Source organism: Rosenbergiella sp. YN46 (assembly GCF_036620675.1).
Lineage (GTDB): Bacteria > Pseudomonadota > Gammaproteobacteria > Enterobacterales > Enterobacteriaceae > Jejubacter.
On sequence record NZ_JAZHEE010000026.1, the window covers coordinates 34,590 to 59,775 of the forward strand.

22 protein-coding genes are annotated in these 25,186 nt (G+C 56.5%); 18 read left to right on the forward strand and 4 right to left on the reverse strand.

Annotated features, from left to right (window positions below; genetic code table 11):
- Window position 1: 1 nt before the first annotated feature.
- Window positions 2-1,204 carry an acetate kinase gene (gene ackA / locus V3W49_RS16540; protein ID WP_500146948.1) on the reverse strand — a complete coding sequence of 401 codons (1,203 nt, stop codon included), beginning with the start codon at window positions 1,202-1,204 and terminating at the stop codon, window positions 2-4.
- A gap of 356 nt (window positions 1,205-1,560) precedes the next feature.
- On the opposite strand from ackA, the gene yfbV reads away from it, so the two are divergent.
- The 4 genes from yfbV to V3W49_RS16560 all read left to right on the forward strand — a co-directional run bounded on the left by yfbV (window position 1,561) and on the right by V3W49_RS16560 (window position 5,188).
- A complete protein-coding gene (yfbV, locus tag V3W49_RS16545) occupies window positions 1,561-2,016 on the forward strand; it encodes a terminus macrodomain insulation protein YfbV (protein ID WP_500146949.1) in 456 nt (151 codons plus the stop codon).
- Between the two features lie 94 nt (window positions 2,017-2,110).
- Window positions 2,111-2,605, forward strand: a complete 495-nt coding sequence (locus V3W49_RS16550) for a YfbU family protein (RefSeq protein WP_500146950.1) — start codon at window positions 2,111-2,113, stop codon at window positions 2,603-2,605.
- Between the two features lie 15 nt (window positions 2,606-2,620).
- Window positions 2,621-3,277, forward strand: coding sequence for a sugar phosphatase (locus V3W49_RS16555; RefSeq protein WP_500146951.1), 657 nt, complete (start codon window positions 2,621-2,623; stop codon window positions 3,275-3,277).
- 78 nt (window positions 3,278-3,355) lie between these two features.
- On the forward strand, window positions 3,356-5,188 hold the full coding sequence (locus V3W49_RS16560; RefSeq protein ID WP_500146952.1) for an SLC13 family permease: 1,833 nt from the start codon (window positions 3,356-3,358) through the stop codon (window positions 5,186-5,188).
- A 94-nt stretch (window positions 5,189-5,282) separates the two neighbouring features.
- Here V3W49_RS16560 and yfbR read toward each other — a convergent pair whose 3' ends face one another.
- Together yfbR and V3W49_RS16570 are read right to left on the reverse strand one after the other, a co-directional pair.
- Window positions 5,283-5,882, reverse strand: coding sequence for a 5'-deoxynucleotidase (gene yfbR / locus V3W49_RS16565; protein WP_500146954.1), 600 nt, complete (start codon window positions 5,880-5,882; stop codon window positions 5,283-5,285).
- Window positions 5,883-5,962: 80 nt separating this feature from the next.
- A complete protein-coding gene (locus V3W49_RS16570; RefSeq protein WP_500146955.1) occupies window positions 5,963-7,177 on the reverse strand; it encodes a pyridoxal phosphate-dependent aminotransferase in 1,215 nt (404 codons plus the stop codon).
- 1,009 nt (window positions 7,178-8,186) lie between these two features.
- Between V3W49_RS16570 and lrhA the strand changes: the two genes are divergently transcribed.
- The 14 genes from lrhA (at window position 8,187) to nuoN (ending at window position 24,869) form a co-directional block, all read left to right on the forward strand.
- Complete coding sequence (gene lrhA / locus V3W49_RS16575) at window positions 8,187-9,125, forward strand: transcriptional regulator LrhA (protein ID WP_500146957.1); 939 nt, start codon at window positions 8,187-8,189, stop codon at window positions 9,123-9,125.
- Between the two features lie 627 nt (window positions 9,126-9,752).
- Window positions 9,753-10,199 carry an NADH-quinone oxidoreductase subunit NuoA gene (gene nuoA, locus V3W49_RS16580; RefSeq protein ID WP_500146979.1) on the forward strand — a complete coding sequence of 149 codons (447 nt, stop codon included), beginning with the start codon at window positions 9,753-9,755 and terminating at the stop codon, window positions 10,197-10,199.
- Window positions 10,200-10,214: 15 nt separating this feature from the next.
- Window positions 10,215-10,889, forward strand: coding sequence for a NuoB/complex I 20 kDa subunit family protein (locus tag V3W49_RS16585; RefSeq protein ID WP_138098586.1), 675 nt, complete (start codon window positions 10,215-10,217; stop codon window positions 10,887-10,889).
- An 89-nt stretch (window positions 10,890-10,978) separates the two neighbouring features.
- A complete protein-coding gene (gene nuoC, locus V3W49_RS16590; RefSeq protein ID WP_500146959.1) occupies window positions 10,979-12,790 on the forward strand; it encodes an NADH-quinone oxidoreductase subunit C/D in 1,812 nt (603 codons plus the stop codon).
- Between the two features lie 2 nt (window positions 12,791-12,792).
- Entirely contained in the window at window positions 12,793-13,293 is a 501-nt protein-coding gene (gene nuoE / locus V3W49_RS16595) for an NADH-quinone oxidoreductase subunit NuoE (protein ID WP_500146960.1), read from the forward strand.
- Window positions 13,290-14,633 (forward strand): NADH-quinone oxidoreductase subunit NuoF, encoded by a 1,344-nt coding sequence (gene nuoF / locus V3W49_RS16600; protein WP_500146961.1) that lies wholly within the window; start codon window positions 13,290-13,292, stop codon window positions 14,631-14,633. Before nuoE ends, nuoF begins: the two co-directional genes overlap by 4 nt.
- A 171-nt stretch (window positions 14,634-14,804) precedes the next feature.
- Window positions 14,805-17,531 (forward strand): NADH-quinone oxidoreductase subunit NuoG, encoded by a 2,727-nt coding sequence (gene nuoG / locus V3W49_RS16605; protein WP_500146962.1) that lies wholly within the window; start codon window positions 14,805-14,807, stop codon window positions 17,529-17,531.
- Window positions 17,528-18,505: an NADH-quinone oxidoreductase subunit NuoH gene (gene nuoH, locus V3W49_RS16610; RefSeq protein ID WP_500146963.1), complete on the forward strand. Its 978-nt coding sequence runs from the start codon at window positions 17,528-17,530 to the stop codon at window positions 18,503-18,505. Before nuoG ends, nuoH begins: the two co-directional genes overlap by 4 nt.
- A 14-nt stretch (window positions 18,506-18,519) precedes the next feature.
- A complete protein-coding gene (nuoI, locus tag V3W49_RS16615; RefSeq protein WP_154779160.1) occupies window positions 18,520-19,062 on the forward strand; it encodes an NADH-quinone oxidoreductase subunit NuoI in 543 nt (180 codons plus the stop codon).
- 10 nt (window positions 19,063-19,072) lie between these two features.
- A complete protein-coding gene (gene nuoJ, locus V3W49_RS16620) occupies window positions 19,073-19,627 on the forward strand; it encodes an NADH-quinone oxidoreductase subunit J (protein ID WP_500146964.1) in 555 nt (184 codons plus the stop codon).
- Window positions 19,624-19,926 (forward strand): NADH-quinone oxidoreductase subunit NuoK, encoded by a 303-nt coding sequence (gene nuoK / locus V3W49_RS16625; RefSeq protein ID WP_138098569.1) that lies wholly within the window; start codon window positions 19,624-19,626, stop codon window positions 19,924-19,926. The genes nuoJ and nuoK overlap by 4 nt, the downstream gene beginning before the upstream one ends.
- Complete coding sequence (gene nuoL, locus V3W49_RS16630; RefSeq protein ID WP_500146966.1) at window positions 19,923-21,761, forward strand: NADH-quinone oxidoreductase subunit L; 1,839 nt, start codon at window positions 19,923-19,925, stop codon at window positions 21,759-21,761. The genes nuoK and nuoL overlap by 4 nt, the downstream gene beginning before the upstream one ends.
- Window positions 21,762-21,875: 114 nt before the next feature.
- Window positions 21,876-23,405, forward strand: a complete 1,530-nt coding sequence (gene nuoM, locus V3W49_RS16635) for an NADH-quinone oxidoreductase subunit M (protein WP_500146968.1) — start codon at window positions 21,876-21,878, stop codon at window positions 23,403-23,405.
- A gap of 6 nt (window positions 23,406-23,411) precedes the next feature.
- Window positions 23,412-24,869, forward strand: coding sequence for an NADH-quinone oxidoreductase subunit NuoN (gene nuoN, locus V3W49_RS16640; protein WP_500146969.1), 1,458 nt, complete (start codon window positions 23,412-23,414; stop codon window positions 24,867-24,869).
- Window positions 24,870-24,941: 72 nt separating this feature from the next.
- Here nuoN and V3W49_RS16645 read toward each other — a convergent pair whose 3' ends face one another.
- Window positions 24,942-25,145 carry a SymE family type I addiction module toxin gene (locus tag V3W49_RS16645; RefSeq protein ID WP_500146980.1) on the reverse strand — a complete coding sequence of 68 codons (204 nt, stop codon included), beginning with the start codon at window positions 25,143-25,145 and terminating at the stop codon, window positions 24,942-24,944.
- Window positions 25,146-25,186: the final 41 nt, after the last annotated feature.

Sequence of the window (25,186 nt, forward strand, 5' to 3'; positions counted from 1 at the left end):
ATCAGGCGGTCAGACGGCTGGCGTCCTGCGCGATGACCAGCTCTTCGTTGGTCGGGATGACGATGGCCGGGCGAGTGCCTTCTTTGTTGATGAAGCCGTACTTGCCGAAACGGGCAGCCAGGTTGCGCTCGTGATCGACTTCAAAGCCCAGTACGCCCAGTTTGCCCAGAGACAGTTCGCGTACCATCGCGGCGTTTTCGCCGATACCGCCGGTGAAGATGACGGCGTCCAGACGGCCATCCATCAGCGCGGTGTAGGAGCCGATGTATTTAGCCAGGCGGTGGCAATAAACGTCCATCGCGCGTTTCGCGTCTTCTTTGGTTTCGTAGTTATCTTCAACATAGCGGCAGTCGCTGGTAACTTCAGTCAGGCCCAGCAGGCCGGACTCTTTGGTCAACAGCTTGTTGATCTGATCCACGCTCATACCCAGGGTATCGTGCAGGTGGAAAACGATAGCCGGGTCGATATCACCGGAACGGGTACCCATCACCAGGCCTTCCAGCGGGGTCAGCCCCATGGAGGTATCAACGCACTTACCGTTGCGAATGGCGGAAACGGAACCGCCGTTACCCAGATGGCAAGTGATGATGTTCAGCTCTTCCACCGGTTTGTTCAGCACTTTAGCCGCTTCCTGAGTTACGTAGAAGTGGCTGGTGCCGTGTGCGCCATAGCGACGAATACCGTGTTCTTTATACAGGTTGTACGGCAGGGCGTAGAGGTAAGACTCTTCCGGCATGGTCTGATGGAACGCGGTGTCGAATACGGCCACGTTTTTGTCCTTCAACTGCGGGAAGGATTTCAGCGCTTCCGCGATGCCGATCAGGTGAGCCGGGTTGTGCAGCGGCGCAAAAGAAGCGGAGTCTTTGATACCCTGGATAACGCTGTCGTCAATGACAACGGAACGGGTGTATTTCTCACCGCCGTGCACGATACGGTGGCCGATAGCGGTCAACTGGGCGGACAGCTCCGGTTTTCTGGCCAGAATGGTGTTTACAATAAAGTTCAGCGCTTCGCTGTGGGCGGCACCTGCGCCCAGCGCGGCTTCTTCTTTATTACCGTCCATTTTCCATTTGATGCGGGCTTCCGGCAGGTGGAAGCACTCGGCCAGGCCAGAGATGTGCTCTTCGCCGTTAACGGCGTCAATGATGGCGAATTTCAGTGAGGAGCTACCGCAGTTCAGAACCAGTACTAACTTACTCGACATGGAAGTACCTATTTATATACGTGGCTAAAAAAACGACATTCAGTCTCTCAGCGTAGCGTAAGATGACGTCGGCGTTTATGATTAACGTCATGCCAGGTTCTTTTTTTGGCATGGCGAAGAAATAGTCATGCGTTCAGGCGATTTCGCGTAAACTAAAGACACAGGCGCAAAGCGCAAAATGTGGCGTCAGCCGCTCCGTTATGGTTAATCCACAGGAGCCAAAAGGCGGCCACCAAAGGCCGGCACAGGATACCCGATCGCGCCACTTAATGACAAAACATTTTGAATCTTGTCACCTACTGTTGTTATCTTGCATAAAAATTTTATTTTTTGTTTGTGAATTTGAGGTATAAGCCATGTCATCTTCCCCGAATCGCCCGGTGAGCGGGGTCAGCCTGTTTCGTCGGGGTCAGCAGTACGCCGGGACGTGGCCGATGGAAAAACGTCTCGCTCCTGTCTTTATCGAAAACCGGGTAATTCGTGCTACCCGTTTCGCCATCCGCTTTATGCCGCCGATCGCTATGTTCACCCTGTGCTGGCAGATAGCGCTGGGGGGGCAAACAGGCCCGGCCGTGGCGACCGCGCTGTTTGCGCTAAGCCTGCCGCTTCAGGGGCTGTGGTGGCTGGGCAAACGTTCCGTCACGCCGCTGCCGCCGTCGATACTTCAGTGGTTTTACGAAGTGCGGGAGCGTCTGGAAGAAGCCGGGCAGGCAATGAAGCCGGTAGAAGGCAAGCCCGACTACCAGGCGCTGGCGGAAACCCTTAAACGCGCGTTTCGCCAGCTGGATAAAACTTTTCTTGATGATTTGTAATCCCCCCCGAATTACGCATATAAAGGAAGGCACATTTATGTGCCTCTTTTTATAGTCTATTGTTCGCAGGCTCTCTGCCTTGAGGAGTGAAGAAATGGAAATGACCAACGCCCAGCGTCTGATTCTTTCGAACCAGTACAAAATGATGACCATGCTCGACCCGGATAACGCCGAGCGCTATCGTCGTTTGCAGACCATCGTGGAGCGTGGCTACGGGCTGCAGATGCGCGAACTGGATCGCGAATTCGGTCAGCTTACGGAAGAGACCTGCCGTGAAATTATTGATGTGATGGAGATGTACCACGCTCTGCATGTCTCATGGAGCAACCTTAAGGATAACCAGGAGATCGATGAACGTCGGGTTACTTTCCTGGGCTTTGATGCCGCGACCGAAGCGCGGTTTCTGGGTTATGTGCGCTTTATGGTCAATGTGGAAGGGCGTTACGCTCACTTCGACGCCGGCAGCCACGGTTTTAATTCCCAGACCCCGATGTGGGATAAGTATCAGCGCATGCTGAAGGTCTGGCACGGCTGCCCGCGCCAGTATCATCTCAGCGCTAATGAAATTAGCCAGATTATTAACGCCTGAACCGGGAGGTAATGCGTGGAGTGTCAGGGATTCCTGTTCGATCTTGATGGTACGCTGGTGAATTCGCTGCCGGTGGTGGAGCGGGCATGGTGCCGCTGGGCCGATCGCTTCGGCATCGATCATGACGAGGTACTGGGCTTTATTCACGGCAAGCAGGCGATAACCTCGCTGCGCCATTTTATGGCAGGAAGCGATGAAGCGGACATTCAACGCGAGTTTTACGCGCTGGAGAAAATCGAAGCCGAAGATACTGACGGTATCATTGCTCTGCCGGGTGCGCTGGCGCTGCTTGAACAGCTGAATGCGGCAGGCGTACCCTGGGCTATCGTGACTTCCGGCTCGCTGCCGGTGGCGTCGGCACGCATTCGCGCGGCGGGCTTGCCGGAGCCGAAGATATTGGTTACCGCCGAACAGGTGGCAAATGGCAAACCGCATCCGGATGCCTATCTGCTGGGCGCTCAACGCCTGGCGCTGCGGCCCGAATCCTGTGTGGTGGTGGAAGACGCGCCTGCGGGAATCGAGGCAGGGTTAGCGGCGGGTTGCCGGATGATTGCGGTTAACGCGCCCCGGGATACGCCGCGCCTTAATGAAGCAGACTTCGTCGTCGCGCGTCTGGATGCCCTGCGGATACGGCCCTTGTCCGGCGGTTTAACGCAGGTGGAAACGCACTGAATGATGATTTGGCCCCGCTTCTGGCGGGGCTTTTTTATGGCATGATGCATGTCTGTGTGAATTCAACAAGGATGGGTTGTGAACGCTGAACTTATCTGGGTTCTGTCCCTGTTGGCGATTGCCGTTATTTTATTCGCGACCGATAAAGTGCGTATGGACGCCGTGGCGCTGATGGTGATTGTTGCCTTCGTGCTGAGCGGTACGCTGACGGTGAGCGAGGCCTTTTCAGGATTTAGCGATCCGAACGTTATTTTGATCGCCGCGCTGTTTATTATCGGCGAGGGACTGGTGCGCACCGGCGTGGCGGCGCGAATGGGCTCCTGGCTGGTGCAGGTGGCGGGCAGCAGCGAAACGAAAATGCTGGTGCTGCTGATGGTAACCGTGGCCGGATTGGGGGCATTTATGAGCTCAACCGGCGTGGTCGCTATCTTTATTCCCGTGGTATTGAGCGTTTGCGCACGTATGAAGATCGCGCCTTCGGGCCTGATGATGCCGCTCAGCTTCGCAGGTCTTATCAGCGGTATGATGACCCTGGTGGCGACCCCCCCTAATCTGGTAGTGAACAGCGAACTGCTGCGCGAAGGATTACAGGGCTTTCATTTTTTTAGCGTGACGCCGATAGGCGTGGTTATTTTGCTGTTGGGCATCGGTTATATGCTGGTGGCGCGCTTCGCCCTGAAGGGGAGGGAGCGGGACGACGGTAAAGAGGGCTGGAAGCGCCGTACTTTCCGGGATCTGATTAAGGAGTACCGCCTGAGCGGGCGGGCGCGTCGGCTGGCGATTCGCCCCGGATCGCCGCTGATAGGCCAGCGGCTGGACGATCTGAAACTGCGCGAGCGTTATGGCGCCAATGTGATTGGTCTGGAGCGCTGGCGTCGCTTCCGCCGGGTGATTGTAAACGCGACCGGCGGAACCGAATTCTGGGCGCGTGATGTGCTGCTAATCGATATGTCCAATTCGGAAGTCGATCTGCGTGAGTTTTGCGCCGAACAGATGCTGGAACCGATGGTGCTGCGCGGCGAGTATTTTTCCGATCAGGCGCTGGATGTGGGAATGGCGGAAGTAGTGATGACGCCGGAATCGGAACTGATGGGGCAGACGGTACGGCAGATTGCATTCCGCAGTCGCTATGGACTGAATGTGGTGGGAATTAAGCGCAGCGGCGAAGCAATAGCCGGTAATCTGCTGGATGAGCCGCTACAGCTGGGAGATACGTTACTGATTGTCGGTAACTGGAAGCTGATTAGCCAGCTTGGCCAGCAGAGTCGCGATTTCGTGGTGCTTAATCTGCCGGTGGAAGAACAGGAAGCCTCGCCGGCCCACAGCCAGGCGCCTCATGCCATCTTCTGCCTGGCGCTGATGGTGGCGCTGATGCTGACGGATGAAATTCCTAACCCTGTCGCCGCTATTATCGCCTGCCTGCTGATGGGAAAATTTCGCTGTATTGATTCGGAAAGCGCCTGGAAAGCGATTCACTGGCCGAGCATTATTCTGATTGTCGGGATGATGCCTTTCGCGCTGGCGCTGCAAAAAACCGGTGGGGTGGATCTGATCGTTAAGGGGCTGATGGAGCTGGGCGGCGGCTACGGGCCGCATCTGATGCTGGTCTGTCTGTTTGTGATGTGCGCCACTATCGGGCTGTTTATCTCTAATACCGCTACGGCGGTGCTGATGGCGCCGATTGCGTTGGCCACGGCGAAGTCGATGGGCGTTTCTCCGTATCCGTTTGCGATGGTGGTCGCCATGGCGGCGTCCGCTGCCTTTATGACGCCGGTATCATCGCCGGTGAATACCCTGGTGCTGGGGCCGGGTAACTATCAGTTCAGCGATTTTGTGAAGATTGGTTTGCCCTTCACGCTGATAGTCATGGTGGTTTGTGTGCTGCTGATCCCGGTACTTTTTCCATTCTGACGCCTTCCCCGGCCCGCATTAAGCGTTGGTCGGGGAGAGCGATGATGACGAAAACAAGATTGGGCCTGCCGAAGACTGGCCCAGGAAAAGCGTGTTATAGTGGGGAATCCTGACTGATTTCATCAAGCGACAGGTGGAAGCTGGGAACGAAGACCTGCATGAAATAGTCCATTTCGTCGCTCTTGCGCTCTGCCAGGGTTTTTTCCAGCCGTCCTTTCGCCAACAGAAATTCATTATTACCAGCGGACAGCTCTTCCAGGCATTTCAGATAAGCACACAGGGCATCCGCTTGTTTCACCAGCGATTTTTCCTCTGAGCTGTATTGCTGCTCGTCAATCAGCGGGGCGAAGATATCGCGCAGTTCTTCGGGAACCATCTCGACCAGCTTACGCTGGGCTATTTTCTCAATCGCCTTATACTCATGGGCAATCTGGGTATTGAAATACTTTACCGGCGTTGGCAGATCGCCGGTGAGTACCTCGCTGGCGTCGTGGTAGAGCGCCAGCAGGGCAATACGTTCGGCATTGAGATTTCCGCCGAATTTGCGATTTTTAATGGCCGCCAGCGCGTGGGCGACCATCGCCACCTGCAGGCTATGTTCGGAGACATTTTCGGTACGCACGTTGCGCATCAGCGGCCAGCGGTTAATGAGTTTCAGGCGGGAGAGGTGGGCAAAAAAGTGGCTCTGGCTCATAGTACATCATTCCGGAAACGGGATTGAACCATTGTGAGGGCAGCGAAGGGAAGATGCAAATCCCTCCGCTGCTGTGCGGCTCACTGGTGGTAGCCGGAAAGGAAACGGTCGAATTTGCTGATGGCCATTTCCAGATCGTCGACCCGGGGCAGGGTGACGATACGCACGTGATCCGGATACGGCCAGTTAAAGGCGCTGCCCTGAACCAGCAGCACCTTTTCCTGCAACAGAAAGTCGAGCACCATTTTCTGGTCATCGTGCAGATTAAAGCGCTTAGGATCGATGCGTGGGAACATATAGAGCGCCCCGTTTGGCTTCACGCAGCTCACGCCGGGAATATCGTTAATCAGTTCCCAGGCGCGATTTCGCTGCTCATAAAGACGGCCGCCGGGCAGGATAAATTCGCTGATGCTCTGATAGCCGCCCAGCGCGGTCTGAATGGCATGCTGGGCCGGTACGTTGGCGCACAGTCGCATCGAGGCCAGCATCTCCAGTCCCTCGATATAGCCGCGGGCGTGCTTCTTCGGCCCGTTCAGCACCATCCAGCCCTGGCGGAAGCCCGCCACGCGGTAAGTTTTTGATAAACCGTTAAAGGTAACGGTCAGAAGATCGGGAGCCAGCGCGGCGATGGAGTGATGCTGAGCTTCGTCGTAGAGAATCTTGTCGTAGATCTCATCGGCAAAAATGATCAGATCGTGCTGGCGGGCGAGCTCTACGATCTCCAGCAAAAGCTCTTTAGAATAGACGGCGCCGGTGGGATTGTTGGGGTTTATGATGACGATCCCCCGGGTACGCGGCGTAATCTTCGCGCGGATATCGTCCAGGTCAGGAAACCAGTCGGATGACTCATCGCAAAGGTAATGAACCGCGTTACCACCGGATAGCGAGACAGCTGCGGTCCACAGCGGGTAGTCGGGAGCCGGCACCAGCATCTCGTCACCGCTGTTCAGCAGGGCCTGCATCGCCTGCACGATAAGTTCTGAAACCCCATTGCCGATATAGATATCTTCGGTGGTAATATCCAGCATACCGCGCTGTTGATAGTGCTGCATAATCGCTTTGCGGGCCGACCAGAGTCCTTTGGAGTCGCAGTAGCCCTGGGCTGTTGGCAGATTGCGGATGACGTCTACCAGTATCTCATCCGGCGCCTCAAAACCGAAGGGTGCCGGATTGCCGATATTCAGTTTAAGAACCTTATTGCCTTCCTCTTCGAGGCGCTTCGCCTCTTTCAGAACCGGGCCACGGATGTCATAGCAGACGTGATCGAGCTTGCGGGATTTTTCGATGGGTGACATGAATCAGACCTTTTGTTGTTACGGCTTCCGGCCGTGGAAGCGCAGCGCCTGTCAATGTACTCCTCCGGCGCGCGCTTTTGAAGTCCGAAAAGTAAGCTCAGTCGTTAGTTCGGGGTGGTTGCGCCAGCGGTAGCGCAATAATAAAAAAAACCGGCCTTAGCATAAAATAATGTTTTGATTAACCTGGGTTTTTACAAAATGAATCCGGCAGCATTTAGCATTAAATGCAAGGCTGCTTTACTTAAGGTGCTATCCGGAAGTAAGTGTGATCGCTGCCATGCAGAATTATCCTGTTTTTTACTTAAGTAACGGTTAACATTTTCAACCGCGAAGATTCGAATATTAATCGTCAGGTTAAAAATCTGTAGGTCAAAACAACAGAACTTGTAATAGAAGGTTATAAAACGGATAGATAATTATTCAGATACCTCTAATGGGGTGGGGTTGCTATCGGATGTTATAACCTCTGAAACAGGGCTTTCAAAAACAGATATAGATCAGATAAATCGCAAGAAAGCTTATAAATGAAGCAAAGTTGCGATAAGATGTTTACCTTCCGTCAGGGCGGCCCGCCTGGTTCCCAGCTATCTGTCGGAAGGTTCGAATGCACAAAGTCCGCGCTATCTATAGGGATTAATTGACAAATAGTCAGTGGGTAGAATAGTTTAGCTTTACTAAAGGTAAAATTTACCGAAAGTGGTAAAAACGGTTAATTCTTTAAATGCATTGACAATGATTTCCATACTTTAATTGACGGGAGTAGCGTATAAAAACGAGAATTTGAGTGGCGGATTGATTAACAGAATATATGAATCCGGCAAAAATGTTGTCATTAATCTTCAGTACCAGGAATAGAAGTCCCAATAAATAAATCAGAATGACTGCCAGGGCCTGGCAGCTTCAGAACTGAGCGGAGACGTGCTTCAAAAGGAATTGCGTTATCTCTTTGATAATACACAGCAATATAACCGGGGCAGCTCCATAAGAGCAACCTACTACGTGAAAAAATATGATAAATGCAAACCGTCCGATACTTAACCTCGATCTCGATCTGCTGCGAACCTTCGTTGCGGTCGCCGATCTGAATACCTTTGCTGCCGCTGCGGCTGCCGTTTGTCGTACCCAATCCGCTGTCAGCCAGCAGATGCAACGGCTTGAGCAATTGGTGGGTAAAGAACTGTTCGCTCGCCATGGACGCAACAAGCTGTTGACGGAACATGGTATCCAGCTCCTGGGGTATGCCAGAAAAATCCTACGCTTTAATGACGAAGCGTGCAGTTCATTAATGTTTAACGATCTCCAGGGCGTTCTGACGATCGGCGCTTCTGATGAGTCCGCAGATACCATTCTGCCGTTTTTACTCAACCGGATTAGTTCATCCTGGCCACGGCTGGCGATTGATGTGCGGGTGAAGCGCAATCCCTGCATTCCAGAGATTCTGAGCCAGCAGGAGGTGGATCTGGCGGTTACGACTTCACGCCTGGAGCAAGCCGATTGCCTGACGTTACGTACTTCGCCCACGCTCTGGTATTGCGCTGCCGATTATATATTCCAGAAAGGGGAGGCGGTGCCGCTGGTGCTGCTGGATGAACCCAGCCCATATCGGGATATGATGGTCGGACACCTGAACGAAGCGGGGATTCCCTGGCGTATCTCTTACGTGGCCTCTACGCTGCCGGCGGTTAAAGCGGCGGTTAAGGCGGGTCTGGGAATTACTGCTCGTCCTGTAGAGATGATGAGCCAGGAGCTGCGCGTGTTGGGGCATTCCGATGGACTGCCGCAACTGCCGGAAACCCGCTATCAGTTGTGTCGTCACCATGGTGCGTCCAACGAGCTGGCGGAAGCTGTTTTCCGCGCGTTGGGTGATGAGCACAACTCCTGGCATTACTATCAAAACGGTGGAGAAAGCGGTGAAATGCCGTCACGTGGCAATAGCGGCGACGACTGACAATTACACGCATCACTTTGACTACCGTAATGATAAAAAACAGGCCGCTAAACGGTTTTTTAATCCGGGCGGCTCATTTTTTAACCTGTCCACGCTGGCAAGCCTGCTGGCGATGAAAAAGCGCGCTATTTTTATACAGGCGTACCTGATTTTTTGATCTCTCTCTATGATCCCTGATTTATACACCGCATTTCTTGTTAAAAAAACACCGTCATTGTTGCTGCTTTTTTATGTGAATTAACAAAACCGTGTCCTGGATCAAGAAATTACTCCCTTCAGGGGGGAGGAAACTAAGTCAATTCCTGCCAGAATAGTAGGGTAGTACCCTTTTCACACAGTAACGGACTCGATTCAACAGTAGCATTTTTTGGCGGTATCCCGCGTTCATATGGTCAATATGGCATAAAATGTTAATGAGAATGGTGTTATGTGAATTAATGTGTGGATACTTTTGTTAAAGTTGACAAAAGGTTATAGAAAGGAGTAAAAAACCCTAATAATTAGCTGCCTTACAGTTTGCTTTGTGGCAGGAATTGTGTGGTTTTTGTTCCTTCCCGTAAATCAATGTGGTGTTCATCTGCTGCACACGCACAGTCAGAGATTCTGTCACCACTTTTTGAGAAAGCTTTGAGTATGTCAACATCCATTGAAGTCATCGCTCACCACTGGGCGTTTGCCATCTTTTTCATTGTTGCCATTGGTCTGTGTTGTCTGATGCTGGCCGGGGCCTGGTTCCTGGGCGGTCGTGCTCGAGCAAGGCACAAGAACACACCCTTTGAATCAGGTATCGATCCGGTCGGATCGGCGCGCTTACGCCTTTCCGCTAAGTTCTATCTGGTCGCCATGTTCTTCGTCATCTTCGACGTCGAAGCACTCTATCTTTATGCATGGTCAACCTCTATCCGCGAAAGCGGGTGGGTAGGATTTATCGAAGCCGCAATTTTCATTTTAGTGCTACTGGCAGGTCTGGTTTATCTGGTGCGTATAGGCGCGCTGGACTGGACGCCCGCGCGCTCACGCCGCGAGCTTGTCAATCCGGAACGGGCCGACAGCCGCACTCATCACCAACGCTAACCGCGAGGCAATCAGATGGACTATACGCTCACTCGCATAGATCCTAACGGCGAGAATGACCGTTACCCCCTGCAAAAGCAGGAGACCGTAGCCGATCCTCTCGAGCAGCACGTACACCGCAGCGTGTATATGGGCAAGCTCGAACATGCACTGCACGATATGGTGAACTGGGGACGTAAAAATTCCCTGTGGCCTTATAACTTTGGTCTTTCCTGCTGTTACGTTGAAATGGTGACCTCCTTTACGGCGGTGCATGACGTCGCGCGCTTTGGCGCCGAGGTTCTGCGCGCCTCTCCGCGTCAGGCGGACTTTATGGTGGTCGCCGGTACCTGCTTTACCAAGATGGCACCGGTTATTCAGCGTCTTTACGATCAGATGCTGGAGCCCAAGTGGGTTATCTCCATGGGGGCCTGCGCTAACTCCGGCGGTATGTATGATATTTATTCCGTGGTGCAGGGGGTGGATAAATTCCTGCCGGTGGATGTGTATATTCCCGGTTGCCCGCCACGCCCTGAAGCTTACATGCAGGCGCTGATGCTGCTGCAGGAATCCATCGGCAAAGAGCGTCGTCCGCTCTCCTGGGTCGTGGGCGACCAGGGAGTTTATCGCGCCAATATGCAGTCTGAGCGCGAACGTAAGCGCGGCGAACGCATTGCCGTGACCAACCTGCGTACACCAGACGAAATTTAACCGACGTCTGCGGTCGTGAAACCTCCCCTCGCATATTAAAACCCATAAGCGCGAGGTCGCGACCGGCAGTCAGCATTGAACCGTTGGCAATGGTGAACAATATGACCGATTTAACCGCGCAAGACGTGACACAGCCAGGCTGGCAAACCCGGGATCATTTGGACGATCCAGTCATTGGCGAACTGCGCAACCGTTTTGGGCCGGATGCCTTTACTGTCCAGGCGACCCGCACCGGGGTTCCCGTTGTCTGGGTCAGAAGAGAACAGCTGCTGGAAGTGGGGGAATTTTTAAGGAAGCTTCCTGAGCCTTATGTCATGCTCTTCGACCTGCATGGCATGGACGAACGACTCCGCACCCACCGCGAAGGCTTGCCCGACGCGGATTTTTCCGTTTTCTACCACCTGATTTCCATCGATCGCAACCGCGATATCATGTTGAAAGTGGCGCTGGCGGAAAACGATTTGAATGTGCCGACTTTCACCAAAATTTTCCCGAATGCTAACTGGTATGAGCGTGAAACCTGGGAGATGTTTGGCATTACCTTTACCGGCCATCCGCACCTGACTCGCATCATGATGCCGCCCACCTGGGAAGGGCATCCGCTGCGTAAAGATTATCCGGCGCGCGCCACCGAATTTGACCCCTTCACTCTGACCAAACAGAAAGAAGATCTGGAGATGGAGGCGCTGACCTTCAAGCCGGAAGAGTGGGGCATGAAGCGCAGCAGCGAAAATGAGGACTTTATGTTCCTCAACCTGGGGCCGAACCACCCGTCGGCCCACGGCGCGTTCCGTATTATTCTGCAGCTGGATGGCGAAGAGATCGTCGATTGCGTGCCGGATATCGGTTATCACCATCGCGGCGCTGAAAAAATGGGGGAACGCCAGTCCTGGCACAGCTACATCCCCTATACCGACCGTATCGAGTATCTGGGCGGTTGCGTTAACGAAATGCCTTACGTTCTGGCGGTTGAAAAGCTGGCGGGCATCACCGTGCCGGATCGCGTTAACGTGATCCGCGTGATGCTTTCCGAGCTGTTCCGCATCAACAGCCATTTGCTCTATATCTCTACCTTTATCCAGGATGTCGGCGCAATGACGCCGGTCTTCTTCGCCTTTACCGATCGTCAGAAGATTTACGATCTGGTGGAAGCGATTACCGGTTTCCGTATGCACCCGGCCTGGTTCCGCATTGGCGGCGTGGCGCACGATCTGCCGCGCGGCTGGGAACGCCTGCTGCGCGAGTTCCTTGACTGGATGCCGAAGCGGCTGGCCGAATATGAAAAAGCGGCCATACGTAACACCATTCTGAAAGGTCGTTCTCAGGGCGTTGCCGCCTATGGCGCTAAAGAGGCGCTGGAGTGGGGGACTACCGGCGCGGGTCTGCGCGCTACGGGCATCGACTTCGACGTGCGTAAGGCGCGTCCTTATTCTGGTTATGAAAACTTCGACTTTGAAGTGCCGGTGGGCGGTGGTGTCAGCGACTGCTACACGCGTCTTATCCTGAAAGTTGAAGAACTGCGCCAGAGTTTGCGCATTCTGGAGCAGTGCCTGAACAATATGCCGGAAGGGCCGTTTAAGGCCGACCATCCGCTGACCACGCCGCCGCCGAAAGAGCGCACGCTGCAGCATATCGAAACCCTGATCACCCACTTCCTGCAGGTTTCCTGGGGGCCAGTCATGCCGGCCAACGAATCCTTCCAGATGGTGGAGGCGACCAAGGGGATTAACAGCTACTACCTGACCAGCGACGGCAGCACCATGAGCTACCGTACTCGCGTGCGTACTCCGAGTTTTGCGCACCTGCAGCAGATCCCGGCGGTGATCCGCGGCAGCCTGGTATCAGACCTGATTGTCTATCTGGGTAGTATCGATTTTGTCATGTCAGATGTGGATCGCTAATTATGCACGAGAATCAACAACCAGAAACCGAGGCTTTTGAGCTGAGTGCGGCCGAGCGTGAGGCGATCGAGCACGAAAAACATCACTATGAGGATCCTCGTGCGGCCTCCATTGAAGCCTTGAAGATTGTCCAGAAACAGCGGGGCTGGGTGCCGGACGGCGCCATTGATGCCATCGCTCAGGTGCTGGGAATTCCGGCCAGCGACGTGGAAGGGGTGGCGACGTTTTACAGCCAGATCTTCCGCCAGCCGGTGGGCCGCCACGTGATCCGCTATTGTGATAGCGTGGTATGCCATATCACCGGCTACCAGGGCATTCAGTCGGCGATTGAAAAGCACCTGCAGATCAAACCGGGTCAGACCACCTTCGACGGCCGTTTTACCCTGCTGCCCACCTGCTGCCTGGGCAACTGCGATAAGGGGCCGACCATGATGATTGATGAAGACACTCACAGTCATCTGACGCCGGAAGGGATCCCTGAACTACTGGAGCAGTATAAATGAAGAAGATTATTCTGACTCCCGAAACCCATCCGCTCACCTGGCGCATGCGCGATGACCAACAGCCGGTGTGGCTGGACGAGTACCGCAGTAAAAACGGTTATGAAGGCGCCAGAAAGGCGCTTGGCGGTATGGCGCCGGATGAGATTGTCGCTCAGGTGAAAGATGCTGGCCTGAAAGGGCGCGGCGGCGCGGGCTTCTCCACCGGTCTGAAGTGGAGCCTGATGCCGAAAGACGAGTCCATGAACATCCGCTACCTGCTGTGTAACGCCGATGAAATGGAGCCGGGTACCTATAAAGACCGTCTGTTGATGGAACAGCAGCCGCACCTGCTGGTGGAAGGCATGCTGATCGCCGCCTTCGCCCTGAAAGCGTATCGCGGCTATATCTTCCTGCGCGGCGAATATGTTGAAGCGGCGGCGAACCTGCGTCGCGCCATCGCGGAAGCGACCGAAGCGGGATTGCTGGGGAAAAATGTCCTCGGATCCGGCTTTGACTTCGAGCTGTTTGTGCATACCGGCGCTGGCCGCTATATCTGTGGCGAAGAGACGGCGCTGATTAACTCGCTGGAAGGACGCCGCGCCAACCCGCGCTCCAAACCGCCATTCCCGGCCACTGCCGGGGTATGGGGTAAGCCGACCTGCGTAAACAACGTGGAGACGCTGTGCAACGTGCCGGCGATTCTGGCTAACGGCGTGGAGTGGTACAAAGGGATCTCCGCCGGTAAGAGCGAAGACTGCGGCACCAAGCTGATGGGCTTCTCCGGCCGGGTTAAAAATCCTGGCGTCTGGGAACTGCCGTTCGGCACCACCGCCCGCGAGATTCTGGAAGACTACGCTGGAGGTATGCGCGATGGGCTGAAGCTCAAGGCCTGGCAGCCAGGCGGTGCCGGAACTGATTTCCTGACTGACGCCCACCTCGATCTGCCCATGGAGTTCGCCAGTATCGGCAAAGCCGGCAGCCGTCTGGGCACTGCGCTGGCGATGGCCGTCGACCACGAAATCAATATGGTCTCTCTGGTGCGTAACCTGGAAGAGTTCTTCGCCCGCGAATCCTGCGGCTGGTGTACCCCCTGTCGCGACGGCCTGCCCTGGAGCGTGAAAATCCTGCGGGCGCTGGAACGTGGGGAAGGGCAGCCGGGGGATATCGAAACCCTGGAACAGCTGTGCCGCTTCCTGGGGCCGGGGAAAACCTTCTGCGCCCACGCGCCTGGCGCGGTGGAGCCTCTGCAAAGTGCGATTAAATACTTCCGCGACGAATTTGAAGCGGGGATCAAACAGGACTTCAGCAACCTGCATGCCATTAATGGCATTCAGCCCAACCTGTTAAAGACGCGCTGGTGATTAACCCCCTCACCCCAGCCCTCTCCCCACAGAGGAGAGGGAGATGAAGCGGATTCCCGGCCTTCGGGCTCGGGTTCCCCCTCTCCCTCACGGAGAGGACAGGGTGAGGGTGGTTTTACGAATTTTGATTAACGCCCGGTATTCGCCGGGCCAACTGGAAGCATGCTGACTATGGCTACGATTCATGTAGACGGCAAAGAATATGAGGTAGACGGAGCGGATAACCTGCTACAGGCTTGTCTCTCCCTCGGCCTTGATATTCCTTACTTTTGCTGGCATCCGGCGCTGGGAAGCGTGGGTGCCTGCCGCCAGTGTGCGGTGAAGCAGTATCAGAATGCGGAAGATACCCGCGGCCGCCTGGTGATGTCCTGTATGACCCCGGCCGCTGACGGCACCTTTATCTCTATTGATGATGAAGAGGCGAAACAGTTCCGCGAAAGCGTGGTGGAGTGGCTGATGACCAACCACCCCCACGACTGTCCGGTGTGCGAAGAGGGAGGCAACTGCCACCTTCAGGATATGACGGTAATGACCGGCCACAGTTTCCGCCGTTACCGCTTTACCAAGCGCACCCACCGCAATCAGGAACTCGGCCCCTTTATCTCTCACGAGATGAACCGCTGTATTGCCTGCTATCGCTGCGTGCGCTACTACAAAGATTACGCGGATGGCACCGATCTGGGGGTCTATGGCGCTCACGACAACGTCTATTTCGGTCGCCCGGAGGATGGTACGCTCGAGAGCGAGTTTTCCGGAAACCTGGTGGAAGTTTGCCCCACCGGGGTCTTTACCGATAAGACCCACTCCGAGCGCTACAACCGTAAGTGGGATATGCAGTTCGCCCCGAGTATCTGCCAGCAGTGCAGCATCGGCTGTAACACCAGCCCCGGCGAGCGCTATGGCGAGCTTCGCCGCATTGAAAACCGCTATAACGGTAGCGTTAACCACTACTTCCTGTGCGACCGCGGCCGTTTCGGCTACGGCTACGTGAACCTGAAAGACAGGCCGCGCCAGCCGGTTCAGCGTCGCGGCGATGACCTGATTACTCTTAACGCCGAACAGGCGATGCAGGGCGCGGCGGATATTCTGCGTCAGTCGAAGAAGGTTATCGGTATCGGTTCACCGCGCGCCAGCATTGAAAGTAACTTCGCGCTGCGTGAGCTGGTGGGAGCCGATAATTTCTACACCGGTATCGCCGATGGCGAGCAGGCGCGGATTCAACTGATGCTGAAAGTGCTGCGCGAAAGTGGCGTTCACACGCCGTCGCTGCGTGATATCGAATCCTACGATGCGGTGCTGATCCTCGGCGAGGATATCACTCAGACCGGCGCCCGGGTGGCGCTGTCGGTGCGTCAGGCGATTAAGGGCAAGGCGCGCGAAATGGCCGCCGCCCAGAAGGTGGCCGACTGGCAGATAGCCGCCATCATGAATATCGGCCAGCACGCCAAACATCCGCTGTTTATCACTAATGTGGACGCCACCCGCCTGGACGATATGGCGGCCTGGACCTATAAGGCGCCGGTGGAAGATCAGGCGCGTCTTGGCTTTGCTATCGCTCACGGGCTGGACGCCAGCGCTCCGGCGGTCGACGGGCTGGATCCGGAACTGGGTCGTAAGGTGGACGTTATCGTGCAGGCGCTGGCCGGCGCGAAAAAACCGCTGATTATCTCCGGCACTAACGCCGGTAGCGAAGCGGTGCTGCAGGCGGCGGCCAACGTGGCCAAAGCGCTGAAAGGGCGCGGCGCCGATGTCGGCATCACCATGGTTGCCCGCGCGGTCAACAGCGTGGGGCTGGGTATGATCGGCGGTGGCTCTCTGGATCAGGCCCTTGGCGAGCTGGAAAGCGGCAGCGCCGATGCGGTCATTGTGCTGGAAAACGATCTGCACCGCCACGCCTCGAAGGCGCGGGTCGATGCGGCCCTGAGCAAGGCGCCGCTGGTGCTGGTTATCGATCATCAGCGTACCGCGATTATGGAGCATGCCCATCTGGTGCTTTCCGCCGCCAGCTTCGCAGAAAGCGATGGTACGGTAATCAACAATGAAGGACGTGCCCAGCGCTTCTTCCAGGTTTACGACCCGACCTATTACGACAGCAGTGCGATTATGCTGGAAAGCTGGCGCTGGCTGCATTCGCTGCACAGCACGGTGGAAAACCGCGAGGTGGACTGGACTCAGCTCGATCACGTGATTGACGCCTGTATTAAGCAACTGCCCCAGTTTGCGGGTATGAAAGACGCCGCCCCCGACGCCGCTTTCCGCATTCGCGGTCAGAAGCTGGCGCGCGAGCCGCACCGCTACAGCGGTCGTACCGCCATGCGCGCCAATATCAGCGTGCATGAGCCGCGCCAGCCGCAGGATCGGGACTCGATGTTCGCCTTCTCGATGGAAGGGAACAACCAGCCGGAAGCGCCGCGCTCTCAGGTGCCTTTCGCCTGGGCGCCGGGATGGAACTCGCCGCAGGCCTGGAACAAATTCCAGGATGAGGTGGGCGGTCATCTGCGTCATGGCGATCCTGGCGTTCGTCTGATCGAAACGGCCGACGGGCAGCTTGACTACTTCGGCGACGTTCCTGCGGGTTTTGCACCGCAGGAGGGAAGCTGGCGGGTCGCCCCTTATTATCACCTGTTTGGCAGCGATGAAATGTCGGCCCGTTCGCCGGTATTCCAGAGTCGTATGCCGCAGGCCACCGTACGTCTTAACCCGGCCGATGCCGCAAAGCTCGGCGTTAACGAAGGCGCCATGCTGACCTTTAGCTGGGAAGGGCAGGCGATCACGCTACCGCTCGCGCTCTCCGATGGGCTGGCACCGGGGCAGGTAGGGCTGCCGATGGGTATGCCCGACATCGCGCCGGTTCTTGCCGGGGCACGTCTTGAAAACCTGAGGGAGGCTGCGCAATGAGTTGGTTAACACCGGACGTTATCGAGATCCTGTTGAGCGTCCTGAAGGCCATTGTGATCCTGCTGGTTGTGGTCACCTGCGGCGCCTTTATGAGCTTCGGCGAACGTCGTCTGCTGGGCCTGTTCCAGAATCGTTACGGGCCAAACCGCGTGGGCTGGGGCGGTTCGCTGCAGCTGGTCGCGGACATGATCAAGATGTTCTTTAAAGAGGACTGGATCCCGAAATTCTCGGATCGCGTCATCTTTACCCTGGCGCCGATGATTGCCTTCACCTCGCTGCTGCTGGCCTTCGCCATCGTGCCGGTCAGTCCCAGTTGGGTGGTGGCCGACCTGAATATCGGGATCCTGTTCTTCCTGATGCTGGCGGGCCTGGCGGTCTATGCGGTGCTGTTCGCCGGCTGGTCGAGTAACAACAAATACTCTCTGCTGGGGGCGATGCGCGCTTCGGCCCAGACCCTGAGCTATGAGGTGTTTATCGGGCTTTCTCTGATGGGCGTGGTGGCGCAGGCCGGTTCATTTAATATGACCGACATCGTCAATAACCAGGCGCATCTGTGGAACGTTATTCCGCAGTTCTTCGGTTTTGTGACTTTCGCTATCGCAGGCGTTGCGGTGTGTCACCGCCATCCCTTCGACCAGCCGGAAGCCGAACAGGAGCTGGCGGATGGTTACCATATTGAATACTCCGGCATGAAGTTCGGTCTGTTCTTCGTCGGGGAATATATCGGAATCGTCACCGTTTCGGCGCTGATCGTCACGCTGTTCTTCGGTGGCTGGCATGGTCCGTGGTTACCGCCCTTCATCTGGTTTGCGCTGAAAACCGCATTCTTCATGATGATGTTTATTTTGATCCGCGCCTCGTTGCCGCGTCCGCGTTATGACCAGGTGATGTCCTTCGGCTGGAAGGTGTGCCTGCCGCTGACGCTTGTCAACTTGCTGGTGACCGCCGCGGTCATTCTCTGGCAGATGCCATAAGGGGTGAAAAAACCATGACATTGAAAGAATTAGTGGTTGGTTTCGGCACCCAACTACGCAGTATCTGGATGATTGGCATGCATGCGTTCGCCAAACGTGAAACGCGCATGTATCCGGAAGAGCCGGTTTACCTGCCGCCGCGCTACCGCGGGCGGATCGTGCTGACCCGCGATCCGGACGGCGAAGAGCGCTGCGTGGCCTGCAACCTGTGTGCGGTTGCCTGCCCGGTGGGTTGTATCTCGCTGCAGAAAGCGGAAACCAAAGACGGGCGCTGGTACCCGGAATTTTTCCGCATCAACTTCTCGCGCTGTATTTTCTGCGGCCTGTGCGAAGAGGCCTGCCCAACGACCGCTATCCAGCTGACGCCGGATTTCGAACTGGGTGAGTTTAAGCGCCAGGATCTGGTGTATGAAAAAGAGGATCTGCTGATCTCCGGGCCGGGCAAATACCCGGAATATAACTTTTACCGGATGGCGGGTATGGCAATCGACGGCAAAGATAAGGGCGAAGCGGAAAACGAAGCTAAGCCTATCGACGTCAAAGGCCTGTTACCTTAAGGAGCCGGGAATGGAATTCGCATTTTATATCTGCGCCATCGTGGCGATCCTGACCACCCTTAGGGTGGTAACCCACACCAATCCGGTGCATGCGCTGCTGTACCTGATTATCTCTTTGCTGGCTATCTCTGGCGTCTTCTTCGCGCTGGGGGCTTACTTCGCCGGCGCGCTGGAGATAATTGTCTACGCCGGAGCCATTATGGTGCTCTTCGTCTTCGTCGTAATGATGCTTAACCTGGGCAAATCGGTGGTGGATCAGGAGCGCGAGTGGCTGAAACCACAGCTGTGGATCGGCCCGGGACTGCTTTCCGCCATTCTGCTGGCGGTGGTGGTTTACGCCATTCTGAGCGTTAACGACCAGGGCATCGACGGCACGGCCATTAGCGCCAAACAGGTCGGTATCGCGCTGTTCGGCCCCTATGTTCTGGCGGTAGAGCTGGCTTCAATGCTGCTACTGGCCGGTCTGGTCGTGGCCTTCCATATCGGGCGCGAGGAGAGGCCAGGCGAGCTTTTGAGCAACCGCCCCGGCGATAGCGCGAAAAGAAAAACGGAGGAGCACGCATGATCCCGTTACAACATGGATTGATTCTGGCCGCTGTGCTGTTTGTTCTTGGGCTGACCGGTCTGGTCATTCGTCGCAACCTGCTGTTTATGCTGATTAGCCTGGAAGTGATGATTAACGCGGCGGCGCTTGCTTTTGTGGTGGCGGGTAGCTACTGGGGTCAGGCCGACGGTCAGGTGATGTATATCCTGGCCATTAGCCTTGCCGCGGCCGAAGCCAGTATTGGCCTGGCGCTGCTGCTGCAGCTCCATCGTCGTCGCCAGAATCTGAATATCGATTCAGTAAGTGAGATGCGCGGATGAATCTGCTCTGGTTAACTATTTTTCTGCCACTGATTGGCTATTTGCTGCTCGCCTTTTCCCGCGGGCGCTGGTCGGAAAACCTGTCCGCCGTGGTAGGCGTTGGTTCCGTCGGTCTGGCGGCGCTGGTGACGGCGTACGCCGGTATGGAGTTTATGGAAAACGGTCGTCAGGCGTTCAGCCTGCCGCTGTGGACCTGGATGTCGGTAGGCAACTTCCATATCGACTTCACGCTGGTGCTGGATGGCCTGTCGCTGACCATGCTGAGCGTGGTGACTGGCGTGGGCTTCCTTATCCATATGTTCGCCTCCTGGTATATGCGCGGTGAAGAGGGCTATTCCCGCTTCTTCGCCTATACCAACCTGTTCATCGCGAGCATGGTGGTGCTGGTGCTTTCCGATAACCTGCTGATGATGTATCTCGGCTGGGAAGGGGTAGGGCTGTGCTCTTACCTGCTGATCGGTTTCTACTACAGCGACCCGAAAAACGGCGCGGCGGCGATCAAAGCCTTTGTGGTCACCCGCGTGGGTGACGTGTTCCTGGCCTTTGCGCTGTTCATCCTCTACAACGAGTTGGGTACCCTGAACTTCCGCGAGATGGTTGAGCTGGCGCCGGCGCACTTCGCGGCAGGCAATCAGATGCTCACGTGGGCAACCCTGATGCTGCTGGGCGGCGCGGTCGGTAAATCGGCGCAGCTGCCGTTGCAGACCTGGCTTGCCGACGCGATGGCGGGCCCGACGCCGGTTTCCGCGCTGATTCACGCGGCCACCATGGTGACCGCGGGCGTTTACCTGATAGCCCGTACCCACGGCCTGTTCCTGATGACGCCGGAAGTGCTGCATCTGGTGGGCATCGTCGGTGCCGTGACCCTGGTGCTGGCGGGCTTCGCGGCGCTGGTGCAGACCGATATCAAGCGAGTGCTGGCTTACTCCACCATGAGTCAGATTGGCTATATGTTCCTGGCGCTGGGGGTTCAGGCCTGGGACGCCGCTATCTTCCACCTGATGACCCACGCCTTCTTTAAAGCGCTGCTGTTCCTGGCTTCCGGTTCGGTGATTCTGGCCTGCCACCACGAGCAGAACATCTTTAAGATGGGCGGACTGCGTAAATCGATTCCGCTGACTTACGCCAGCTTCCTGGTGGGGGGCGCGGCGCTGGCTGCGCTGCCGGTGATTACCGCCGGTTTCTACAGTAAGGATGAGATTCTGTGGGGCGCTGCGGCCAGCGGTCATAACATCCTGATGCTGGCGGGGCTGGTTGGGGCGTTCCTGACCTCAATCTACACCTTCCGCATGATCTTTATTGTGTTCCACGGCAAAGAGCAGATTCATGCTCACCCGGGTAAGGGCATTACCCACCATCTGCCGCTGATTGTGCTGATGATCCTTTCAACCTTCGTGGGGGCGCTGATTGTGCCGCCGCTGGCGGGCGTTCTGCCGGAAAGCGACTTTGGCCATGACGGCAAGATGGCGCTGGAAATCACCTCCGGCGTGGTTGCCGTGGTGGGGATCCTGATTGCGAGCGCGCTGTGGCTTGGCAAGCGTCGCCTGGTGACCGCGGTATCCAACAGCGCGCCGGGCCGCTTCTTTGGTACCTGGTGGTTCCACGCATGGGGCTTCGACTGGCTGTACGACAAAGTCTTTATCAAGCCGTTTTTGGGTATCGCCTGGCTGCTTAAGCGCGATCCGCTCAACGCCCTGATGAACATCCCGGCCATCCTTTCCCGCTTCGCAGGCCGCGGCCTGCTGCTGAGCGAGAACGGCTACCTGCGCTGGTATGTGGCATCCATGAGCATTGGCGCGGTCGTGGTACTGGCATTGCTGATGGTACTGCGCTGAGTCGGGCCGCGGGGCAGGGGGGCCCTGCCCCGCGAACAGAACAATTTTTAGGTCATTATTCCTGATAACCAGGCCGGGCCTGAACAGGAATTAAGAGAAGGGACAAACATCGCCATGTTATTACCCTGGCTAATACTAATCCCCTTTATCGGCGGCTTCTTCTGCTGGCAGACCGAACGCTTCGGCGTCCGGGTGCCGCGCTGGATAGCGCTGATCACCATGGGGCTAACGCTCGTGCTCTCTTTGCAGCTCTGGCTGCAGGGGGGCTACTCTCTGACTCAGGCGGCAGGAATGCCTCAGTGGCAGGAGCAGTATGTTCATGACTGGATCCCGCGCTTTGGCATCTCCATCCATCTGGCGATGGACGGCCTGTCACTGCTGATGGTGGTGCTGACCGCACTGCTCGGCGTGCTGGCGGTACTCTGCTCCTGGAGAGAGATCGAGAAATATCAGGGCTTTTTCCACCTGAACCTGATGTGGATTCTGGGTGGCGTTATCGGGGTGTTCCTCGCCATCGATATGTTCCTGTTCTTCTTCTTCTGGGAGATGATGCTGGTGCCGATGTACTTCCTGATCGCACTCTGGGGCCATAAAGCCTCGGACGGGAAGACCCGCATCAGCGCGGCAACCAAATTCTTCATCTATACCCAGGCGAGCGGTCTGGTGATGCTTATCGCCATTCTGGCGCTGGCGTTCGTTCACTATAACGCTACCGGCGTCTGGACCTTTAACTACGAGCAGTTGCTCAACACGCCGATGTCCCACGGCGTGGAATATCTGCTGATGCTTGGCTTCTTTATCGCCTTTGCGGTCAAGATGCCGGTGGTGCCGCTGCACGGCTGGCTGCCGGACGCGCACTCCCAGGCGCCGACCGCGGGTTCCGTGGATCTGGCGGGGATTCTGCTGAAGACCGCGGCCTACGGTCTGCTGCGTTTCTCGCTGCCGCTGTTCCCTAACGCTTCCGCGGAGTTCGCGCCCATCGCCATGTGGTTGGGCGTTATCGGCATCTTCTACGGCGCCTGGATGGCCTTCGCCCAGACCGATATCAAGCGTCTTATCGCCTATACCTCGGTTTCCCATATGGGCTTCGTGCTGATCGCCATTTACAGCGGCAGCCAGCTGGCTTACCAGGGGGCGGTGATTCAGATGATCGCCCACGGCCTTTCGGCGGCGGGTCTGTTCATCCTGTGCGGCCAGCTCTATGAGCGTCTGCACACCCGTGATATGCGCCAGATGGGTGGCCTGTGGAGCAAGATTAAGTGGCTGCCCGCGATGTCGATGTTCTTTGCCGTGGCGACCCTGGGGATGCCGGGAACCGGTAACTTCGTGGGCGAGTTTATGATCCTGTTCGGCAGCTACCATGTGGTGCCGCTGATCACCGTGATTTCCACCTTTGGACTGGTATTCGCTTCGGTGTATTCGCTGGCGATGCTACACCGCGCGTGGTTCGGCCAGCCGAAGAGCGAGGCGGCGAAACAACAGCTTCCGGGGATGTCACTGCGCGAACTGTTTATCATTCTGTTGCTGGTGGTGTTGCTGGTTCTGCTCGGGTTCTACCCGCAGCCGATTCTGGACACTTCGCACGCTGCTATGGGCAATATCCAGCAGTGGTTCACCAGTTCAATTTCAACTACAAGGCCGTAATTCGCCATGACTTTAACTGCACAACACTTGATTGCGCTGCTACCGCTGTTAATCGTGGGGTTAACGGTGGTGGTGGTGATGCTTTCCATTGCGTGGCGACGCGACCACTTTATCAATGCCACGCTGTCGGTTATCGGGCTTAACGCCGCGCTGCTGTCGCTCTGGTTTGTGGGCCAGGCGGGCGCGATGGATGTTACGCCGCTGCTGCGGGTTGATGGTTTCGCCATGCTCTACACCGGTCTGGTGCTGCTGGCGAGCCTTGCGACCTGCACCTTTGCCTATCCCTGGCTTGAGGGTTACACCGATAACCGCGAAGAGTTCTACCTGCTGGTGTTGATCGCCTCGCTGGGCGGGATTCTGCTGGCTAACGCCAATCACCTGGCCGCGCTGTTCCTTGGTATTGAGCTTATCTCTCTGCCGCTTTTCGGCCTGATTGGCTACGCCTTCCGGCAGAAACGTTCGCTGGAAGCCAGCATTAAGTACACCATTCTGTCGGCGGCGGCTTCGTCGTTCCTGCTGTTCGGGATGGCGCTGGTCTATGCGGAGTCCGGTGACCTTTCCTTCGTGGCGCTTGGTAAGAGCCTGGCCGACAGCATGCTGCATGAGCCGCTGCTGCTGGCGGGGCTGGGGCTGATGATTGTTGGTCTGGGCTTTAAGCTTTCGCTGGTTCCGTTCCACCTGTGGACGCCGGATGTTTACCAGGGGGCGCCCGCGCCGGTCTCCACCTTCCTGGCGACGGCCAGCAAAATCGCGATTTTCGCCGTGGTGATGCGTCTGTTCCTGTACGCGCCGCTGGGCGACAGCGATGCGGTGCGCGCGGTGCTGGGCGTTATCGCCTTCGTTTCTATCATCTTCGGTAATCTGATGGCGCTGAGTCAGACCAATATCAAACGTCTGCTCGGTTTTTCGTCCATCTCTCACCTGGGTTATCTGCTGGTGGCGCTGATTGCGCTGCAGAGCGGACAGATGTCGATGGAGACGGTCGGGGTTTATCTGGCGGGTTATCTGTTCAGCAGCCTGGGCGCTTTCGGCGTCGTGAGCCTGATGTCCAGCCCGTATCGCGGGCCGGATGCCGATTCGCTGTACTCCTATCGTGGGCTGTTCTGGCACCGCCCGATTCTGTCGGCGGTGATGACGGTGATGATGCTGTCGCTGGCGGGTATTCCGATGACGCTGGGCTTTATCGGTAAGTTCTATGTGCTGGCTGTGGGTGTGGATGCGCACCTGTGGTGGCTGACCGCCGCGGTGGTTATCGGCAGCGCTATCGGTCTTTACTACTACCTGCGCGTGGCCGTTAGCCTCTACCTGAGCGCGCCGCAGCAGCTGAACCGCGATGCGCCTTCCGACTGGGCCTTCACCGCGGGCGGCGTGGTGGTGCTGATCTCGATGCTGCTGGTGCTGGTGCTGGGCGTCTGGCCGCAGCCGCTGATTAGCCTGGTGCAGATGGCGCAGCCGCTGATGTAATGTTCGTTTGTCCGCTTCAGGTTTGGGCAACGAGAGCCCCTCTCCCCGTTGGGGAGAGGGGCTCTGTTTCATTTAACCCGGGTAAATCATGATTCTGTCTGGTTCAATGATGACCTTCACTGAACGGCCGGTTTGAAATCCGGCTTCGGCCCGCCAGTCGCCCTTCAGGTGCAGGCTGGGGTGGCGGCTGTAATATGTGGTCATTCCGGTGGTGCTATTTCTGCGCCAGTGTCGTGTTCTGGAGAAATATGCCGCGCTGGCGAAGGTTCCGTTCACCTTAAGGTGATTTCTCTTATGCCGGTTGCGAAACCGGTGAA

Coding starts and splice junctions, on each gene's coding strand:
- ackA (WP_500146948.1), bottom strand. CDS start 1,204: ATGTCGAGTAAGTTAGTACTGGTTCTGAACTGCGGTAGCTCCTCACTG.
- yfbV (WP_500146949.1), top strand. CDS start 1,561: ATGTCATCTTCCCCGAATCGCCCGGTGAGCGGGGTCAGCCTGTTTCGT.
- V3W49_RS16550 (WP_500146950.1), top strand. CDS start 2,111: ATGGAAATGACCAACGCCCAGCGTCTGATTCTTTCGAACCAGTACAAA.
- yfbR (WP_500146954.1), bottom strand. CDS start 5,882: ATGAGCCAGAGCCACTTTTTTGCCCACCTCTCCCGCCTGAAACTCATT.
- V3W49_RS16570 (WP_500146955.1), bottom strand. CDS start 7,177: ATGTCACCCATCGAAAAATCCCGCAAGCTCGATCACGTCTGCTATGAC.
- lrhA (WP_500146957.1), top strand. CDS start 8,187: ATGATAAATGCAAACCGTCCGATACTTAACCTCGATCTCGATCTGCTG.
- V3W49_RS16585 (WP_138098586.1), top strand. CDS start 10,215: ATGGACTATACGCTCACTCGCATAGATCCTAACGGCGAGAATGACCGT.
- nuoC (WP_500146959.1), top strand. CDS start 10,979: ATGGTGAACAATATGACCGATTTAACCGCGCAAGACGTGACACAGCCA.
- nuoE (WP_500146960.1), top strand. CDS start 12,793: ATGCACGAGAATCAACAACCAGAAACCGAGGCTTTTGAGCTGAGTGCG.
- nuoF (WP_500146961.1), top strand. CDS start 13,290: ATGAAGAAGATTATTCTGACTCCCGAAACCCATCCGCTCACCTGGCGC.
- nuoG (WP_500146962.1), top strand. CDS start 14,805: ATGGCTACGATTCATGTAGACGGCAAAGAATATGAGGTAGACGGAGCG.
- nuoH (WP_500146963.1), top strand. CDS start 17,528: ATGAGTTGGTTAACACCGGACGTTATCGAGATCCTGTTGAGCGTCCTG.
- nuoI (WP_154779160.1), top strand. CDS start 18,520: ATGACATTGAAAGAATTAGTGGTTGGTTTCGGCACCCAACTACGCAGT.
- nuoJ (WP_500146964.1), top strand. CDS start 19,073: ATGGAATTCGCATTTTATATCTGCGCCATCGTGGCGATCCTGACCACC.
- nuoK (WP_138098569.1), top strand. CDS start 19,624: ATGATCCCGTTACAACATGGATTGATTCTGGCCGCTGTGCTGTTTGTT.
- nuoL (WP_500146966.1), top strand. CDS start 19,923: ATGAATCTGCTCTGGTTAACTATTTTTCTGCCACTGATTGGCTATTTG.
- nuoM (WP_500146968.1), top strand. CDS start 21,876: ATGTTATTACCCTGGCTAATACTAATCCCCTTTATCGGCGGCTTCTTC.
- nuoN (WP_500146969.1), top strand. CDS start 23,412: ATGACTTTAACTGCACAACACTTGATTGCGCTGCTACCGCTGTTAATC.